The 17,181-nt window shown below is 65.0% G+C and carries 13 protein-coding genes and 1 pseudogene; 9 read left to right on the top strand and 5 right to left on the bottom strand.

Annotation, left to right across the window (positions count from 1 at the left end; translation table 11 throughout):
• Nucleotides 1–470: 470 nt before the first annotated feature.
• Complete coding sequence (locus tag K307_RS07145) at nt 471–1,442, bottom strand: tripartite tricarboxylate transporter substrate binding protein (RefSeq protein WP_051974737.1); 972 nt, start codon at nt 1,440–1,442, stop codon at nt 471–473.
• Between the two features lie 294 nt (nt 1,443–1,736).
• Nucleotides 1,737–2,825 carry a porin gene (locus tag K307_RS07140; RefSeq protein ID WP_042877258.1) on the bottom strand — a complete coding sequence of 363 codons (1,089 nt, stop codon included), beginning with the start codon at nt 2,823–2,825 and terminating at the stop codon, nt 1,737–1,739.
• A 414-nt stretch (nt 2,826–3,239) separates the two neighbouring features.
• Here K307_RS07140 and K307_RS07135 point away from each other — a divergent pair, with 414 nt between their 5' ends.
• The 6 genes from K307_RS07135 to K307_RS07110 all read left to right on the top strand — a co-directional run bounded on the left by K307_RS07135 (nt 3,240) and on the right by K307_RS07110 (nt 10,778).
• Entirely contained in the window at nt 3,240–5,180 is a 1,941-nt protein-coding gene (locus tag K307_RS07135) for an AMP-binding protein (RefSeq protein WP_042877256.1), read from the top strand.
• An 87-nt stretch (nt 5,181–5,267) separates the two neighbouring features.
• On the top strand, nt 5,268–6,098 hold the full coding sequence (locus K307_RS07130; RefSeq protein ID WP_042877255.1) for an enoyl-CoA hydratase/isomerase family protein: 831 nt from the start codon (nt 5,268–5,270) through the stop codon (nt 6,096–6,098).
• A 190-nt stretch (nt 6,099–6,288) separates the two neighbouring features.
• Nucleotides 6,289–6,885, top strand: a complete 597-nt coding sequence (locus K307_RS07125; protein ID WP_042877252.1) for a hypothetical protein — start codon at nt 6,289–6,291, stop codon at nt 6,883–6,885.
• A gap of 171 nt (nt 6,886–7,056) precedes the next feature.
• Nucleotides 7,057–8,241, top strand: a complete 1,185-nt coding sequence (locus K307_RS07120; RefSeq protein WP_042877250.1) for a CaiB/BaiF CoA transferase family protein — start codon at nt 7,057–7,059, stop codon at nt 8,239–8,241.
• Nucleotides 8,242–8,470: 229 nt separating this feature from the next.
• The gene (locus K307_RS07115) at nt 8,471–9,715 is read left to right on the top strand and encodes a CaiB/BaiF CoA transferase family protein (RefSeq protein ID WP_042877248.1); all 1,245 of its coding nucleotides are present in this window, start codon (nt 8,471–8,473) and stop codon (nt 9,713–9,715) included.
• A gap of 97 nt (nt 9,716–9,812) precedes the next feature.
• On the top strand, nt 9,813–10,778 hold the full coding sequence (locus tag K307_RS07110) for a tripartite tricarboxylate transporter substrate binding protein (protein ID WP_042877246.1): 966 nt from the start codon (nt 9,813–9,815) through the stop codon (nt 10,776–10,778).
• 74 nt (nt 10,779–10,852) lie between these two features.
• On the opposite strand, the gene K307_RS07105 is transcribed toward K307_RS07110, so the two are convergent.
• The gene (locus K307_RS07105) at nt 10,853–11,500 is read right to left on the bottom strand and encodes a TetR/AcrR family transcriptional regulator (protein WP_051974736.1); all 648 of its coding nucleotides are present in this window, start codon (nt 11,498–11,500) and stop codon (nt 10,853–10,855) included.
• A 215-nt stretch (nt 11,501–11,715) separates the two neighbouring features.
• Here K307_RS07105 and K307_RS07100 point away from each other — a divergent pair, with 215 nt between their 5' ends.
• Nucleotides 11,716–12,618, top strand: coding sequence for a LysR substrate-binding domain-containing protein (locus K307_RS07100; RefSeq protein ID WP_042877244.1), 903 nt, complete (start codon nt 11,716–11,718; stop codon nt 12,616–12,618).
• A gap of 23 nt (nt 12,619–12,641) precedes the next feature.
• Here the strand turns inward: K307_RS07100 and K307_RS51000 are convergent.
• Both K307_RS51000 and K307_RS07090 read right to left on the bottom strand, forming a co-directional pair.
• Nucleotides 12,642–13,411 (bottom strand): annotated as a pseudogene (locus K307_RS51000) (class I adenylate-forming enzyme family protein).
• A 332-nt stretch (nt 13,412–13,743) separates the two neighbouring features.
• On the bottom strand, nt 13,744–14,607 hold the full coding sequence (locus K307_RS07090; RefSeq protein ID WP_329955808.1) for a tripartite tricarboxylate transporter substrate binding protein: 864 nt from the start codon (nt 14,605–14,607) through the stop codon (nt 13,744–13,746).
• A gap of 406 nt (nt 14,608–15,013) precedes the next feature.
• Between K307_RS07090 and K307_RS07085 the strand changes: the two genes are divergently transcribed.
• Together K307_RS07085 and K307_RS07080 are read left to right on the top strand one after the other, a co-directional pair.
• Nucleotides 15,014–16,171 (top strand): CaiB/BaiF CoA transferase family protein, encoded by a 1,158-nt coding sequence (locus K307_RS07085; protein ID WP_042877241.1) that lies wholly within the window; start codon nt 15,014–15,016, stop codon nt 16,169–16,171.
• The gene (locus K307_RS07080) at nt 16,168–17,151 is read left to right on the top strand and encodes a Bug family tripartite tricarboxylate transporter substrate binding protein (protein WP_042877240.1); all 984 of its coding nucleotides are present in this window, start codon (nt 16,168–16,170) and stop codon (nt 17,149–17,151) included. Before K307_RS07085 ends, K307_RS07080 begins: the two co-directional genes overlap by 4 nt.
• Nucleotides 17,152–17,181 lie beyond the last annotated feature (30 nt).

Here is a 17,181-nt window from a genome sequence, read left to right as displayed (position 1 = left end):
CAACGCGTCGTGCCGATAAAGCGCGGGGAGCCGTATTCGCCGTCACCGAGGATCTGCAGGTCGCCGCGGTGGCCGAACTCGGCCGTGTGCTCAGGCGGCCATGGCCGCCTGCGTCAGCGCGCTGGCAAGCAGGTACTTGATGGTGGAGCTGAGCGCATGCTGGAACCAAGCGACCCTGCGAGTTCACCGGGATGATGCTGCCGGCAATACCCAACGCATGCGCAGTCGTTTCCGCTCCCAGTCCCTTCAGCTTGACAATGGCCGCTGTCGCGCCGAAGACGGTGCTGCTGTAGCCGCAAGCGAATCGAGGACGATACGCTTGCATTCGTCCACGACACGCTGGCGGCAACGTGTCGTAGGTGCCTTTGTTGGGTAAAGCCGGCCAGTTGCTCGACGAAGGTGGCTGCCATTGCATTCTGTCCTGGTCATGTGTTGCGCCCCTGCGGCAGATGCCGGCAGGGGCGCGCGGCTTATTCCTTCGGGATGCTCAGGTCCGCCACGACCTTGATGTAGCGCTGCAGGTCCTGACGCAGGAAGGCGGTGAATTCCTCCGGAGACATGTTGCCGGCTTCGGCGCTGTCCCTGCGGAACCGCTCGCGCACGGCCTCGCTGGCCTGGGCTGCCTTCAATGCTTTCGCCAGCCGCATGACCACCGACGTTGGCGTGCCGGCCGGCGCCGCCAGGCCCATGTAGACATAGAAGCTGTAGTCGGGCAGGCCCTGTTCGGCCAGTGTCGGAATATCGGGAAACGCGGGCAGCCGCTTGGGGGACGAGACCGCGAACGCGCGCAGCTTGCCGTCCTGGATGTAGGGGCCCGACGAGTTGGCGCCGTCAAAGATCATGTTGACGCGGCCGCCAAGCACGTCCGGCATGGCGCCGGCGTTCCCCTTGTAGGGCACGTGAAGCATCTTGATGCCGGCCTGGTGCATGAACAGCGCGGCGGCCATATGGGTACTGGTGCCGATGCCTGCGGTGGCATAGGACATCGCGCCCGGGCTGGCTTTGGCATGCGCGATCAACTGGGGCAGGGCCTTGTCCGGCTGGGCGGAGAAGCCCACCATCAGCAGCGGGGCCTTGTTCATCATGCCGATGCCGATGAAGTCACGCGCCAGGTCGTAGCCCGGCTCCAGCTTGGTGGCCTGCGCCAGCGCCAGGGTATTGGCGGTGGCGAGGATGGTGTAGCCATCCGGCTTCTGGGCTTTCACATAACGGATGCCAAGCACCCCGGCGGCCCCCGCCATGTTTTCCACGACAACCGGCTGGCCGAGGTTCTCGGCCATCTGATGCGCCACGGCGCGAATCGTGACGTCAAGCAGCGCGCCCGGCGCCGAGTTGACGATGATCCGCAGGGGCCTGGCCGGATACGCGTCCGCTGCAAATGTCGGGGCTGCGGCCAGCGCCATGATGATCGCGCCGCATAGGCGGTGAAGGGGATGGGTCATTGCTGCGGTCTCCTATCTCGATATCTTTACTGGCAGCCCTGCGTGCAGGGTGCGCGAATGCATGTCGGCATGCGGGGCAGGCGAGGTCAATGCCGGGCTTGCCAGCGTTCCGTGCAATGACGTTCGGAAGGTACGAGCGTCGGCTTGCCCGCGCTGGTGCGTCTGATGCTGTGGGCGCCAGCCACACACAAAAACTATGAAACGCGAGCAGGCGCCAGTTCCCTTACCGTTTTCTACTTCTTGTCTCGCTGTCCGGTCGCGCCGCATTGAAGCGACACTGCCGGAGCCAATCCGTCAGAACTTATGGCGAATATTGACCATGACCCCCGTCTGGTTCTCACCCGGCGTGATGGTGCTGCCGACGCCGTTCAGGCCAAGGTTGGAGTTGTCCTTGTTGCGCACGTATCCTACGTTCAGGAAGGCATCGGTACGCTTTGACAAGGCGTAATTGGCGGATGCGACCAGCATCCACGGATCCTGTCCGTTACGCCGGTTATTCAGGTAGTAGCCCGCGCCGGTAAAGGTGAGGGCAGGCGTAGCCTGGAAACGGTAGCCCAGCCAGTACAGGTCGTTGCGACGCTGTGGCTGGCCCGGCGCGACACCGATATCGCCGTTGAACCAGCGATAGCCGGCCAGTACCGTCGAGCTGCCGAAGCTGAAGTTGGCCGCCGCCGCGATGCGCCGGTCCGTCTGGCCCGAATTCTGTCCGGTGACGCCACGCGTGCCTTGCTGCTGGTCATAGATCACGGTGGCGCCAAAGTTGCCGACGGAGTACTCCAGGCCGCCGCCAAACGCACGATCGCTCCTGACGTCGCCAGGTACCTCGGTGCCGAGCGACGTGGTGCCGCCGCTGGTGATGCTGCTACCGCGGGCAAAGCTGTACAGGGCGGTCGCGGTGACGGGGCCGAACTTGCCGGAGTACTTGCCCGTGTTGTCGTAGCGGCCCGCAAGATTGGAATCGATCGACAGAGCCGAGTAGCGTGCCGCCAGCACCATCGGCTCATAGTTGATCAGCAGGTCGAACAGGGCGTTCTGCTGCCGCCCGAGCGTTACGCGGCCCCATTTGTGGTCCAGACCCACGAACGCCTGGCGGCCGAACAGGCGACCGCCCTGGCTGGATACGCCGCTGTCGAGATCGAAGCCGCTTTCCAGCGCGTAGACCGCTTTCATGCCGCTGCCCAGGTCCTCCACGCCGCGCAGACCCCACCGCGAGCCCGACACGTTGCCGGATGCCATGCGAAATAGCTTGTCGCCGGTGGCATTGGCGTGGCTCAGGTATTCCAACCCGATATCCGCGACGCCATACAGCGTGACGGACGATTGCGCAGCGGCGAATGGTGCAGTCATGGACAACAGCACTGCTGCGTAATAACGACTCTTCATAGGGCTCCTCCGTTGTGGTCTTGTATGTGTGCGGAGTCTGTGAGATGTCGTGCGATGGCGTCAAAGCCCATGCTGCAACTGTGCCGTGCAATGAAATTGGTGGCACTTGGGGGAGACCGCCGGTGCGGGTAAACCTCATGGAAGCTGGTGGTCCATACTGCCACAATGTATCTAACAAATGTAAGGGGAGGCAAGCGCGTTCGCGCGTGGCGATGTGTCCCCTTCAAGCCGTCAGCCGCGGCGCTCCAGCCCGCGCCACAGCATTCCAAAGTACGGCACAACACCGCTGCGCAGATTGACTTGCGTCGGTGCGTCGCGCACGCTGGACCTATGCGATGGCGCTCCTGATGCTGCATAAACTGTCTTGACCACATCGCGTCGCAGCAACCGTGCAACCAATACGCTGGATTTTCGATGAGTGACTCTCTGCACAATGACTGGATCCCTACGGGAGACGATATCGCCACGGCAAACGCGTCGGCGCTGGTCGCGCGCCTGGGCCTGAAGGACTACGACGAACTTCTTATCTTCTCCAACGAGAAGCCCGACGCCTACTGGGACGCCGTCATCGATTTCTGCGGTATGGTGTGGGACGTTCCGTACACGCAGTACATGGACGCATCCAAGGGCAAGCCGTTCCCGAAATGGTTCCCGGGCGGACAGCTGAACTGGGTCAAGTCAGCGCTCAAGTGGGCGGACGATCCCGCGATGGCGTCGCACACCGCCGTGGTGGCCGAGAAAGAGAGCGGCGCGGTCGAGCAACTGAGCTATGCCGAACTGGCGCGCAAGGTAGCCGGCTTCGCCGGCGGCCTGAAGGCGCTCGGCGTCAAGCGCGGCGACCGTGTTGGCCTGCTGATGGAAAACGGCGTCGAAGCGACCGTGACCTCGCTGGCCATCACCTGGATCGGCGCGGTGACGGTGCCGCTGTTCAGCGGCTTCGGCGTCGATGCCATCGTGTCGCGCCTGTCGTCGTGCTCAGCCAGCGCGCTGGTGGCAACGACCGGCTTCTCGCGCCGCGGCAAGTGGGTCGATACACGCAGCCTTGTCGACGAGGCGCTGTCGCGCCTGCCGGACATCGGCACCACGGTCTGGAAGCATGCGGGCGAAGGGATCGCCTTTGGCGACAAGGTGCTGGGCTGGCAGCAGGTGGCCAGCGCGCAGCCGGATGCCGCGCCGGAGCGGATGTCGCCGGACGATCCCTTTATGATCATCTATACTTCCGGCACCACCGGGAAGCCCAAGGGCACCGTGCATACCCACGGCAGCTTCCCGATGAAGATCGCGCACGATTCGGCCATCCATTTCAACGTCAGCCCGAAGGATGTGTTCTGCTGGCCGGCGGACATGGGTTGGGTCGCCGGCACGCTGGTGATGTCGTGCGCGCTGCTGCGCGGCGCGACGCTGGTCTGCTATGACGGCGCCCCGGATTACCCGGACTGGTCGCGCATGTCGCGCATCGTCGAGCGCTACGGGGTGACGCACTTCGGCTCGGCGCCGACGCTGATCCGGGGCCTGGCCGCCAACGAGGCCATCGCCACGCACGGCGATACGTCGACGGTCAGGCTGCTGATCACGGCCGGCGAGGGCATCGATCCTGAACACTTCCTGTGGTTCCAGAAGGCGTTCGGCGGTGGCCGCCGTCCGGTCATCAACTACACCGGCGGCACCGAGGTGTCCGGGGCGCTGCTGTCCAGCGTCATCGTAAAGCCGATCAGCCCGGCCGGGTTCAATACCGCCTCGCCGTCGGTGGCTGCCGACGTGGTAGATGCGGACGGCAAGTCGCTGACCAACACCGTGGGCGAGCTGGCGATCCGCCGGCCGTTCGTCGGCATGACGCAGTCGTTCTGGCAGGACGACGAGCGCTATCTCGACACCTATTGGAACACCGTGCCGGGCATCTGGGTGCACGGTGACCTGGCGCTGCGCCGCGACGACGGCACCTGGTTCATGATGGGCCGCTCCGACGACACCATCAAGCTGGCGGGCAAGCGCCTTGGGCCGGCCGAGATCGAGGACGTGCTGCTCGAACTGCCCGAAATCGCCGAAGCTGCCGCCATCGGCGTGGAGGACCCGGTCAAGGGGCAGAAGCTGGTGGTGTTCCTGGTGCCATCGTCTGCCATGACGCAGTCGAACGAGGCGCTGGCGGCCGCTGTCAGCAAGCATGTCGACGCCCGGCTGGGGCGCCCCTTCCGCCCGTCCGTGGTCCACGTAGTCGCGCAGCTGCCCAAGACGCGCAGCTCCAAGATCATGCGCCGCGTGATCCGCAGCGTTTACACCGGCCTGCCTGCCGGCGACCTGTCCGCGCTGGACAACCCGCCGGCACTTGAAGAGATTCGCGCCGCTGCCGCGCATTGACGTCGCCGTGAGGGCGCATTGATTGACGGGAGCGTGTGTATTTCTTGTTCGCTGCACACGCCCCCGCACTTTTATTCAGGAGATTCCATGTCGAAAAGCAATACCGCCGCGGGCGCGGCCTATGAGAACTATTCGAGCCTGGCGTTTGACCGCCCCGACGAGGGCGTCCTGCGTATCACACTGAACCGTCCCGAGCGCCTGAACGCGCTGGATGCGCGCGGCCATGACGAGATTGCCCGCGTGTGGCGCGATATAGATGCCGACCCGAGCGTTAGCGCCGTGGTGCTGTGCGGCGCCGGCAAGGCCTTCTCTGCCGGCGGCGACTTCGAGATGGTTGAAGAGATGATCGATTCCTTCGACGCGCGCGCCCGCGTCTGGCGCGAGTCGAAGGACCTGGTCTACAACATCATCAATTGCTCCAAGCCGATCGTTTCGGCGATCCACGGCTCCGCCGTCGGTGCCGGGCTGGTTGCGGCGCTGCTGGCAGATATCTCGGTGGCGGCGCGCACCGCGCGGCTGGTCGATGGCCATACGCGCCTGGGCGTTGCCGCTGGCGATCACGCCGCGATCGTATGGCCGCTGCTGTGCGGCATGGCCAAGGCCAAGTACCACCTGCTGCTGTGCGAGCCGGTGAGCGGCGAGAAGGCGGAGCAGATGGGTCTGGTGTCGCTGGCCGTGGATGAGGCAGAGCTGCAGGACACGGCGGTGTCGATTGCCACGCGTCTGGCCAATGGCGCGCCGTCGGCGATCCGCTGGACCAAGTATGCGCTGAACAACTGGCTGCGCCAGGCAGGCCCGACCTTCGATGCTTCGCTGGCGCTGGAGATGTTCGGCTTCGGCGGCCCGGAGGTCAAGGAAGGCGTGGCCTCGTTCCGCGAGAAGCGCATTCCGGTGTTTCCGCGCACGACGTCAGCCTGAGCTTGCGGTTGATGGTGGCGGCTCTGAAGCAGCAACAGCGGGGCTAACCGGGCTGACCGGCCCCCACTGGCGGAAAATCAGGATCCTTGGCCGGGTGGCGCGGTGAACGGTGCGTTCGGAAATTCCATAGGCGGAAAACTGGCTTGGCGGCGATGATGGTGATTGTCACTGACAGCTATCCCGAGCGAACATGCGCGTTCATCTGCACTCCCACTTGCACATCAGCCTGCATCGACTGTTGCTGGCCTTCCCGCTATCGATCGCCGCCACGCGCGGGAGACTGGTGATCAGGCGGCGCGGGTATGAACGCTCGCTGGTGCCCCGGCAGGCCGTCACCATCGACCCGTTCGAAGCCATCGATCTGCACCTGGACGGCAGCAGCGTGCAGCCATCCGCCTGTACCCTGGAGATCCAGGGCATGGTGCCGGCTGCGCCGCAGTCATCCCTGCATCACCGCATCTGCAAACATGTTTTCCTGCAGCCGCAGCACGCGTGGAGCGCTGCCTTTATCGCTGAACGGCTGGATATGTCCACCGCGCAGCTGCGCTGCATGCTGTTCTCGCAGGGGACGGCCGTGACCGATCTTTGCCGCACGCAGCGGCTGATGCGGGTGCTGTTCGAAGCCATGTCGGGCGACGTCGCGATATCCAATCTGGGGCGCTTTGCCGGCTGGCCTGCCAATAGTGACCTCGACTCTGCATTCTATGATCGCTTTGGCTTGACGATGGATGCCGCCAGGCGGCTGGCGATCCACCGCTCGCCTGAGCGGCGCCGATCGGTGGCCTGACCGTCGCAACACGATGCGCCGGTTTCCGGCGTCCATCCGAATCGCTGCAATTCCGATGCACGGAACAGCTGGCCAGCCTGGATTGACTGGCGCAAGGCCGACGGTCACGATGGTTTCCATCAGCCGTCGTCGCACGCAGACGAGGCAGCCAGTGAGATGGAAGCAAAAACGATGTCCAAGGTTCTTGAAGGTATCCGCATCCTCGATTTCGGACGCTTCATTGCAGGCCCTTTCTGCGCAGCGCTGCTCGCCGATTACGGTGCCGACGTCATCCGGATCGACCGGGTCGGTGGCAGCGAAGACCGGTTCATCGTGCCGGTCACGGCCTCCGGGGAGGGGGCGCTGTTCCTGCAGTGCAATCGCAACAAGCGCTCGATCACGCTGGACATCGACAGCGAGGAGGGCCGCGAGGTGGTGCGCCGCCTGGTGGAGAAGGCCGACGTGGTGGTGGCGAACATGCCGCCGAAAACGCTCGCAAACCTGGGGCTTGATTACGCGACGCTGAGTGCGATCAATCCCGGCATCATCCTGACCGCTTCGACGGCCTTCGGCTCGCATGAAGGCGCTGGCCACCGGGTCGGCTTCGACGGGGTGGGGCAGGCGATGAGCGGCGCAGTCTACATGTCGGGCACACCCGAAAGCCCCACCAAGGCGATGGTGCCGGTGGTCGATTTCTCGACTGCCTTGTCGTGCGCGCTCGGCACGGTAATGGCGCTGTACGAGCGGCGCAACAGCGGGCGCGGGCAATGCGTCGAGGCGTCGCTGCTGCAGACGGCGCTGAACCTGTCCAGCGGAGCGCTGATCGAGGAAGCGGCGCTTGCCATTGACCGGCAGGCGATGGGCAACCGCAGCCCCTCCTATGGGCCCTCGGACATCTTCCGCGTGGCCGACGGCTGGATCATCGCCCAGGTGATCGGGCAGCCGCTGTTCCGGCGCTGGGCCAACCTGATCGGCGCGCCGGAACTGGTGGAAGATCCCCGCTTCAGCGACGACTTGCGGCGCGGCGAGCACGGTGAGTTCCTGAGCGACCTGATGGGCAAATGGTGCGCCAGCCGCACCCGCGATGACGCGCTGCGGGAACTGGAGAAGGCCAAGATCCCGGCGGCGCCGATCTATTCCCCGCGCGAGGCGCTGGACGATGCGTCGATCCAGGAGTCCGGCGCTTACATCTGGCTCGACTACCCCGGATTGCCGCGCAAGGCACCGATCGTGGCGCCGCCGGCACTCCTGTCGCGCACCCCGCCCGATGTTGTGCGGCGGCCGCCCACGGTTGGCGAACACACCGAAGAAGTGCTGGCTGAGGTGGGTTACGACCGCTCGCAGGTGCAAGCCATGCGCAAGGCCGGCATTGTCTGACAGCACGATCCACCACGAGCAATTCGCACAATGCGAACTGGTGGTTCGCCAGTGACTACTTGAGCGCAACCGGCCTGCTCCACTAGCATTGAATCAAAGCAAAGGGGGCCTGCCCGAGCCAAGCCAGGCCGGGAAAGCTCGGCGCCGGCGCGTAGCTAACAGTTGTAAGGCAATGGAAGTGACAAGGGCCCGGCCGCATGACGGCGGGCCGACAAGAAAGGAGACAGTAGTGCCAGCAAATCAATCACGGCCGCTCGAAGGCATCCGTGTACTGGACCTGACCGTGGCGCTTGCCGGGCCGTATGGCTCGTTGCTGCTTGGCGGGATGGGCGCGGAGGTGATCCGCGTGGAAGCGCCGGGCGGCGGCGACATTGCACGCACCAACCCGCCGTTCGTGGGCAGCCATGGCATCCATTTCGGCCAGCGTGAAGACGACGAGGTATCTCTGACGGTCCTGAACCGGGCCCGCAACAAGAAGAGCATTACGCTGGACCTGAAGTCCGAACAGGGTCGCGAGCTGTTCATGCGGCTGGCGCAGGAATGCGACGTGGTGCTGGAGAACTTCAGCGAGGGCACCACCGCCAAGCTTGGTATCGACTACGAGCAGGTCCGGCGGCGGAACCCGCGCATCGTCTATGCGTCGATCAAGGCCATGGGCGAGCCCAGTGCTTTCCCCGGCCTCAAGGGCATGGACATCATCGTCCAGGCGCTCAGTGGCCTGATGGAAGTGACCGGCTACGCCGACGGCCCGCCGACGCGCTGCGGCTTGCCGATCGCGGACCTGGTGGCTCCGATGTATACCGTCAACGGTATTCTGGCAGCACTGATCCACCGCGGCCGCACCGGCGAGGGGCAGCTCGTGCAGGTGTCGATGCTGGATTGCCTGGCGTCGTGGGTCGCCGAAGAGCACTTTGACGTCATGGGGCGGGAAGGCTACCCGTCCCGCACCGGCAACTACCACGACCGGCTGGCGCCGTTCGGGGTGTACCCGACGCGGGACGGGCATGTGGCGATCGTTGCGTTCCAGCCGGACTGGATGCGCGGGCTGCTGGAGTCGATCGGCCAGCCCGAGCTGCTCGACGACCCGCGCTTCAGCAGCCGTGGTCCGCGCATGCGCAATGCCTCGGTGCTGAACGAGGCGATCGCGGGTTGGACCAGCCAGCGCAGCACTGCCGATGTGGTGGCCGAGCTGCTCGACAAGCGCGGGGTACCCTGCGCGCCGGTGCGCAAGCCCAACGAGGTGCTGCACGACCGCCGCCTGCATGACAGCGGCGCGTTGATGAACCTTGCCCACCCCCAGTTCGGCCCGGTGGATGCCGTGGGCATGGGCCTGCCGATCCGGTTCTCGGCCACGCCCTCGCAGTTTGATAAGCCTGCGATGGCGCTGGGCGGTGCAAATGAAGAGATCTACGGGGGCATGCTCAAGCTCAGCCGCGCAGAGATTGCGGCATTGCGCGAGGAGGGAGTAGTCTAGCGGCCGCCCGACGGCAGCTTGTTTGCTCGCCTCTTCCATTGATGGGCGAGGCGAGCAAACCGCCTGCTTCTCACAGAACATAAAGGAGACAAGAACAATGATGTCACGCCGTACCTGCCTGCAGCTCTTGCCAGCGCTGGCCACGCTACCGCTTACGGCGCTCGCGCAGTCTTACCCGGCGCGCCCGGTCCGCATCATCGTGCCGCTCAGTCCCGGGTCGGGTACGGACGTCGTTGCGCGCTACATGAGCAGCGAACTGTCCAAAGCGATGGGCGGCTCGTTCGTCGTCGAGAACCGTGTCGGTGCAAGCGGGGTCATCGGCACGGACTTTGTCGCCAAGGCACCCGCCGACGGCTACACGATCCTGTTCAACTACGCCGCCCACTACTCAAACCAGTTCGTCGACAAGACGCCATACGACGCGGTCAGTGACTTCGAGCCGATCGCGCGCCTGGCGACCTCGGCGATGGTGCTGGTCACGGCCGCCAATTCGCCGCTGCACACGGTGCAGGACCTGATCGCCGCCGCCAGGCGCAAGCCGGGCGGGCTGACCTACGGTTCGCCAGGCAACGGTACCACCCCGCACATGGCGGCGGCCCTGATGAGCAACATGGCCGGTATCCAGATGACCCACGTTCCCTACAAGGCGCCGGCGCAGGTCGTGGTCGATGTGGCGGGCGGGCAGCTGGATGTCGGCTTCGGCGGCGTGGCGACATCGCTGCCGCTGGTGAAGGCAGGGCGCCTGCGGGTGCTCGCGGTCACCAGCCTACGCCGGTCGAGCTATTTTCCGGACGCTCCCTCACTGGATGAGGCTGGCCTGAAAGGCTATGCGCTGGAAACGCCGATCTGGGCGTTTGCCCGGCACGGTACGCCGCAGTCCATCGTCACGGATTTGTCCGGCGCCATGACCAAAGCCGCCGCCACGCCCGCCTTCAAGGCGTTCTGCACCAGCCAGGGGTTGGAGGTAGACATCCAGCCCGCCGCGAAAGCCCGCGCCGATGCACCGGCCGAACTCGAGCGCTGGAAGAAGCTCGTGGCGTTGTCCCAGGTGAAGGCGAGATGACGCGCCACTGTGGAGGTTCTCTGTCCCGCAACGAGGGCGAGCCCAACCGGCGATCAGGGGCTGTGGCGGCCGGCTTACGAAGCCACGGCCTGCGCCCGTCGTGCTGACTTGCGCACCTCCTTGGGCCGCACGCCTTCAAACAGGATCCTGCACAGTTCGTCGATCACCTTCTCGGGCGAACCCTTCTTCGGGTTGAACCAGGTCTGCACCGAGGTAATCGTGCTTAGGACAAAGACCCGGCACAGGGCGATGTCGATGTCCTCGCGCAGGCGGCCTTCGGCGCGCAGGTCTTCCAGCATGCCGTTCCAGAAGTCCTGATGCTGGGCCCGCCGCCTGATCTGCCGCTCGCGAACCTTGTCCGGCAACTCGGCGAGCTGGCGCCCGTGCGCCAGAGTGTAGTCGCCATACTTGATCATCGCGCCGATGAGGCCCAGCAGGCCGGCGCGGAAGCGCTGTTCGGCGTCGGCGCCTGGCGGGAGCGCCTCGATGCGCGCCCGCGTGTGCGCAAAGATGCTTTGGGCCCCGTGCTCCATCACCGCTTCCAGCAACTCTTCTTTCGAGGAGAAGTGGTAGTAGATGCTGGCCGCTTCGATCCCGGCCTGGTCGGCAATCCCGCGCATGGTCGTGGCGGCGTAGCCTTGCGTGCCAAAAGCGCGTGCCGCGAGGCGCAGCAGCTTCTCGCGGGTGTCCACAGGGGTGGAATTGACCTGGCGTTTTGTCATGGTAGGTGAGGGCCTGGAAGCGGCGTATGCGCCGTGGGGTTAATCCCCATGGAAGTTACTCCATCGGGCGCCCAAAATCTACCTAACGTTTGTGAGAGGACGCCCGCAATGGCTGGCCCGCCCCGGTCCGCCTTGGAGGAGGGCAATTCACGCCGGGCGGGTCCGGAAATCGCTGCTTTGGGAGATAATCTGGTCCCACGCTTGGGAAGGATGTGATGCGCTTTGATCTGGTCGATCTGAAACTGTTCACCCATATCGCGGAGGCCCAGAGCCTGACCGGCGGTGCACAACGCTCCCACCTGTCCTTGGCCGCGGCCAGTACCCGTATCAAGAACCTGGAGGAACACGTCGGCGTCAAGCTGCTGAGCCGCAGCAGCCAGGGCGTGAAAGTGACCGGAGCGGGGGAGACACTTTTGGCCCACGCGCGCCGCGTACTCCGCCAGCTGGAGCAGTTGAGCGGCGATCTGCAGGAGTACGTGTCGGGCGTGAAGGGCCATGTGCGCGTCTTCGCCAACACCACGGCGATGAGTGAGTTCCTGCCGGCCGTGCTGCGCACCTACCTCGTCAACCATCCGGACGTGACCATCGACATGCACGAACGGCTGAGTCCGGACATCGTGCGCGCGGTCCAGGAGGGGATGGTGGACATCGGCATCATTGCCGGCAACGTGCGTACCGAAGGGCTGGAGGTCATGCCATACCGGCGCGACCGCCTGGTCCTTGCCACCGCGCTGAGCCATCCGCTGGCCGAGCACGACAGCGTGGATTTCATCGAGACGCTGGACTATGACTTCATCGGCCTGCCAGAGGCAAGCGCGATCCACAGTTTCCTCAAGCGGGCCGCCGCGGATTTGCAGCGTGAGTTGCGCTGGCGCGTCCAGGTCAGCAACTTCGAGACCGCCTGCCGGATGATCGAGGCGAATGTCGGCATCGGCGTGCTGCCGGAGAGCACCGCCGCCCGTCACGCGGGTACGATGGCGCTGCGGATCGTCCAGCTCAACGACGAGTGGGCCGAGCGCAAGCTGCAGATATGTGTCGCGGACCTCGGCGCATTGCCGCTGTTTGCGCGCAAGCTGGTGGACCTGCTGGTCGAGGATGGCCTCGGGCGCCAGGACTGAAGGGACCCCGACACCATTGCTGTCTATTTCTGCTCAGCGAGCATCTGCCTGAGCTGGTGCTTGAGCAGCTTGCCGCTGGCCGTCGTCGGGATCGTGGCCACGCGCAGGATTTTCTCCGGGCGCTTGTAGGGCGACAGGCGCTCGACCAGGTAGTCGTGCAGCGCCGACGCATCGAACTTCTCTCCATCCTTGATCTCGACGAAGGCGATAACTTCCTCGTTGCCGTCGGCCGTGGGCTGTCCGACAACGGCCGACACGCGCACGGACGGATGCGTGTTGATGACAGATTCGACCTCGATCGGATAGGCGTTGAAGCCGGAACGGATGATCAGGTCCTTGGTGCGGCCAACTATGAACAAGGCGCCGTCCGGGTCCAGCCGGCCAATGTCGCCGGCGCAATCTCCCGAGCCCGATAACGCACGCCGTGCCGCAGCGCATCCGGCGATGCAGCGTGGGTGAACAGCATCAGGCGCGGCCGGCAGTGCGCCCGGATCGCCTCGATTTCGCGTTCCGAGAGACGGGCGTTGACGACGACCGGCCACGCACCCAGTTCCGACAACGCGAACACCAGCGTGATCACCGCTAGGCAGTTCTCTGCCACGATCAACACCCGGTCGCCGGTGCCGACGCCCTGTGCTTGCAGATAACGCTGTGCATCCTCGATGCCTGCCCACAGCTGAGAGTAGGTGACGGTCCAGCCATCCTCGAAGACGGCCACATGGCCGGGTGTCTGGGTGGCCCAGTGGCGTGGGATGTCGCTGATCCGTTTTGTGGGGTCTCGGTCCGGTGGCATCTCGCGGAAATCCATGACTGAGATGATTCGCGATAACTGCTCGGCCCAACCTTGGCTAAGCACGACCTTGTCGCGCTCGGTGTAGGTCTGGCGAACGGGAGCGAACCGACGTTGCCTCACGTGGTGGTAGCTGACCGCCAAGTCCTTGCTCATCGGTGATCGTCAGGAAATTGCCCAAAGCATGTCGCCAAAGCCGGTTTTGCGCTATTTGACAATGCCAATGGTGGACTTTGGCGATTGCGAAAACGAGAGGCTTGAGCGCGCCTGAAGGCTCGCTTTGGCAAAGGCTGGTGTGCCGGACGTCGCATAGCCGCGACCAGTGCAACGCGAGCTCAGGATTCCTTCGACAGTTGCGCGATGCGCTTCCAGTGCGCATCCTCCTTCGGCAAGTCAGCCAGGAACTGGCGGCGATCCGCGATATCAACGTACATCGACTGATGAGCGCAGAACTCCTTGAACGCGGGCGACTGGGCGATCCGCACCAGTTCTTCGGACAGGCGCTCGACGATGGGGGCCGGCGTCGCAGCGGGTGCCAGGGCGCCGATCCACGACGCGACCTGAAAGCCCGCAACCCCCGCTTGCGCCGATGTCGGGACATCGGGGATCTCACCCCACCGCCCTGCGCTCGTGACGGCGAGACCGCGCAGCTTGCCCGCCTTGATCATCGGCACCACGCTAGGTGCACCCTGGCATGTAAAGTCCACCTGGCCGGCAATGACGTCGGTCACGGCCGGGCCGTTGCCCTTGTAAGGGATATGCCTTGCGCGCGTTTTCGTCAGGTCGTTCAGCATCACTGAGCAGAGATGAGAGGTACTGCCCGCTCCCCCGGATGAGTATGTGATCTCGCCCGGCTTGCGCTTCATTGCCGCGACCAGGTCGCTCAGGGTCTTGTAAGGCGAGTCGGCCTTGACCACGATGCCCAGCGCGGAACTGCTCACCTTGGCAATCGGCACGAAGTCCTTGACCGGATCGAACGTGACCGGACCATCGGCAAACCACCGCGTGGTCAGGTGGGGAACACCGGCGAACAGCAGCGTGTAGCCGTCCCCGGGAGCCTTGGCGACCGCGTCCGTGCCGATGAGCCCGCCGGCGCCAGCACGGTTGTCCACCATGACCGGGGTTTTCAGGTTCTTTGCCAGTGCCTCGGCAACAAAGCGTGCAGTCACGTCGACCGCCGTGCCTGGGGAGGCCGGCACGACAATTCGAATCGGCCGCGACGGATATTGCTGCGCAAACGCCGACGGCGCGGAGGCAACGGCCCCTAGTGACGCCAGTGATTTTAGGAAATGCCTTCTGCTGAACATAATATCTCCTCTCTTATGCCTCGAAGATAGGCGCGGCCGGTGGGCTGGGCAATCGGCGCCGGTGCACCGTTCCGTGCTTTGAGAGCAGGCGCAGGGTCCAGCCTCTCAAAGCACGGAACGGCATGGGCTGGCGAGTTGAGTTCTGGGGGGAGGGCGCGCACGATCGGTAGGTGGCGGAAGTACGCGAGGGGGGACGCTGGCGAGCCTGAGTCAGGCGGATCGAACCCCCGGCAGCGTGGACCGCTCTTGCGCCGATTGCAGGCGCGCGGACACTGGGCATAGCTATCAGGAGACAATCGTGGGACCACTTGCTGGAGTGCGCATCGTGGAGCTGGCAGGCATCGGGCCGGCTCCCTTTTGCGCCATGTTGCTTGCAGACCTCGGCGCGACGATCATCCGCGTCGACCGGAAAGAGCCATCGGGGCTGGGCCTGTCACGGCCGCTGCAGTTTGATCTGGTGTTGCGCAACCGAAAGTCGATCCAGGTCGATTTGAAGGATCCGGCTGAGCTGGAACTGGTTCGCACGCTGATCGACAAGGCGGACGCGCTGATCGAGGGATTCCGCCCCGGTGTCACCGAGCGGCTCGGACTGGGGCCTGATGCGTGCCTCGCGCGCAATCCGAGACTGGTGTACGGCCGGCTGACGGGCTGGGGCCAGGATGGCCCGCTGGCCCAGACGGCGGGGCACGATATCAACTACATCGCGATCACCGGACTGCTTAATGCGATCGGGCGTGAGGGCGAGCCGCCGACGGTACCGCTCAATGTCGTCGGCGACTATGCCGGCGGCTCGGTCTATGCCGCACTCGGCATCGTGAGCGCCATCCTGGAAGCACGTACCTCCGGCAAGGGTCAGGTCGTCGACGCGGCAATCGTCGATGGCGTGGCGTCGCTGCTGACTGTACATACCGGGCTGCGCGCGGCCGGCCTGACCGGATCGGAGCGAGGCACCAACCTGCTGGATTCGGGCGCGCCTTTCTACGATGTCTACGAATGCGCCGATGGCCAGTACATATCGATCGGCCCGATCGAGCCCAAGTTCTACCAGCAGCTGCTCGAACGACTAGAGCTGGATCCGTCCGCGCTGGGTAAGCAGGCAGACCGTGCCGACTGGCCGGCCGCTCGCCGCGTGTTTGCTGCGCAGTTCAAGACGCGGACCCGTGCGCAGTGGACGGAGCTGCTCGAAGGCAGCGACGTGTGCTTTGCGCCCGTGCTCGACCAGGAAGAGGCCTTTGAACATCCGCACCTGAAGGCGCGCGGCACCTTTGTCGAGGTGGATGGCGTGATGCAGCCGCGCCCGGCGCCGCGCTTTTCGCGTACGCGCGCCGCCGATCCGCTTCCCCCGGCCGCGGCCACCTCGGAGAATGCCGCCCTGGCACTGGCCGAATGGCTGTCCAGGGAGGAGCTCGACAACCTCGCGGCCGCCAGCCGCATCCAGAATGGAGCAACGCAATGATGAAGCGCCGCACCTTCCTGCAGTCGCTGCCGGCGCTAGCTGCTATGCCGGCATCGTTCCCCGCTTCGGTGCTCGCCCAGGCCTATCCCTCCCACCCGGTGCGCATCATCGTTCCCGTCAGCCCTGGTTCGGGCAGCGATGTCGTCGCGCGCTATATGAGCGCCGAGCTGACGAAGGCCCTGGGCTCTGCGTTCGTCGTGGAGAACCGCCTTGGCGCGAGCGGGATCATCGGCACGGATTTCGTGGCCAAGGCGGCACCGGACGGCTACACGCTGCTGTGCACGTACGCCGCGCACTATTCGAACCAGTGGGTCGAGAAGACGCCATACGATGCGGTCAGGGACTTCGAACCGGTCGCCCGGCTGGGCATGTCGGCGCTGCTGCTGACCACGGCGGCCAGTTCCCGGTTTCGCACCGTCCAGGACGTGATCGCGGCGGCGAAGCGCAAGCCCGGGAGCGTGTCGTTCGGATCCTCCGGGAATGGCACCACGTCGCACATGGCGGCAGCGCTGATGAGCAGCATGGCGGGCATCGAAATGACCCACGTCCCTTACAAGGGGCCGGCGCAGGTCGCGGTTGATACGGCGAGCGGCCAGGTCGACGTCGGTTTCGGGGGCGTGGCTTCGTCGCTGGTCCTGGTCAAGGCGGGACGCTTGCGTGTGCTTGCTGTCACCAGCCTGCAGCGCTCGAGCCAGCTCCCGGGGGTCGTGACGATGGACGAGGCCGGGCTGAAGGGCTATGAGCTCATTTCGCCGATCTGGGTTATGGCGCCGCGGGGCACGCCGCCTGCCATCGTCACGCAACTGTCCAAGGCCATGACTGCGGCGGCTGCGACGCCCGCTTTCAAGTCTTACTGCATCGGGCAGGGCCTGGAGGTCGATATCGCGGATGCCGCTGCGGTGCGCGCCAGTGCGCCGGCTGAACTGGAACGTTGGAAGAAGCTGGTTGCCCTGACGGAGGCCAAGGCCAAGGCCAGCTAAAAGCCGGCCGATAAGTATCCGACAAGAAGA

The organism is Cupriavidus necator A5-1 (assembly GCF_000744095.1).
Taxonomy (GTDB): Bacteria; Pseudomonadota; Gammaproteobacteria; order Burkholderiales; family Burkholderiaceae; genus Cupriavidus; species Cupriavidus necator_A.
This window is presented reverse-complemented; position numbering and strand designations above follow the sequence as displayed.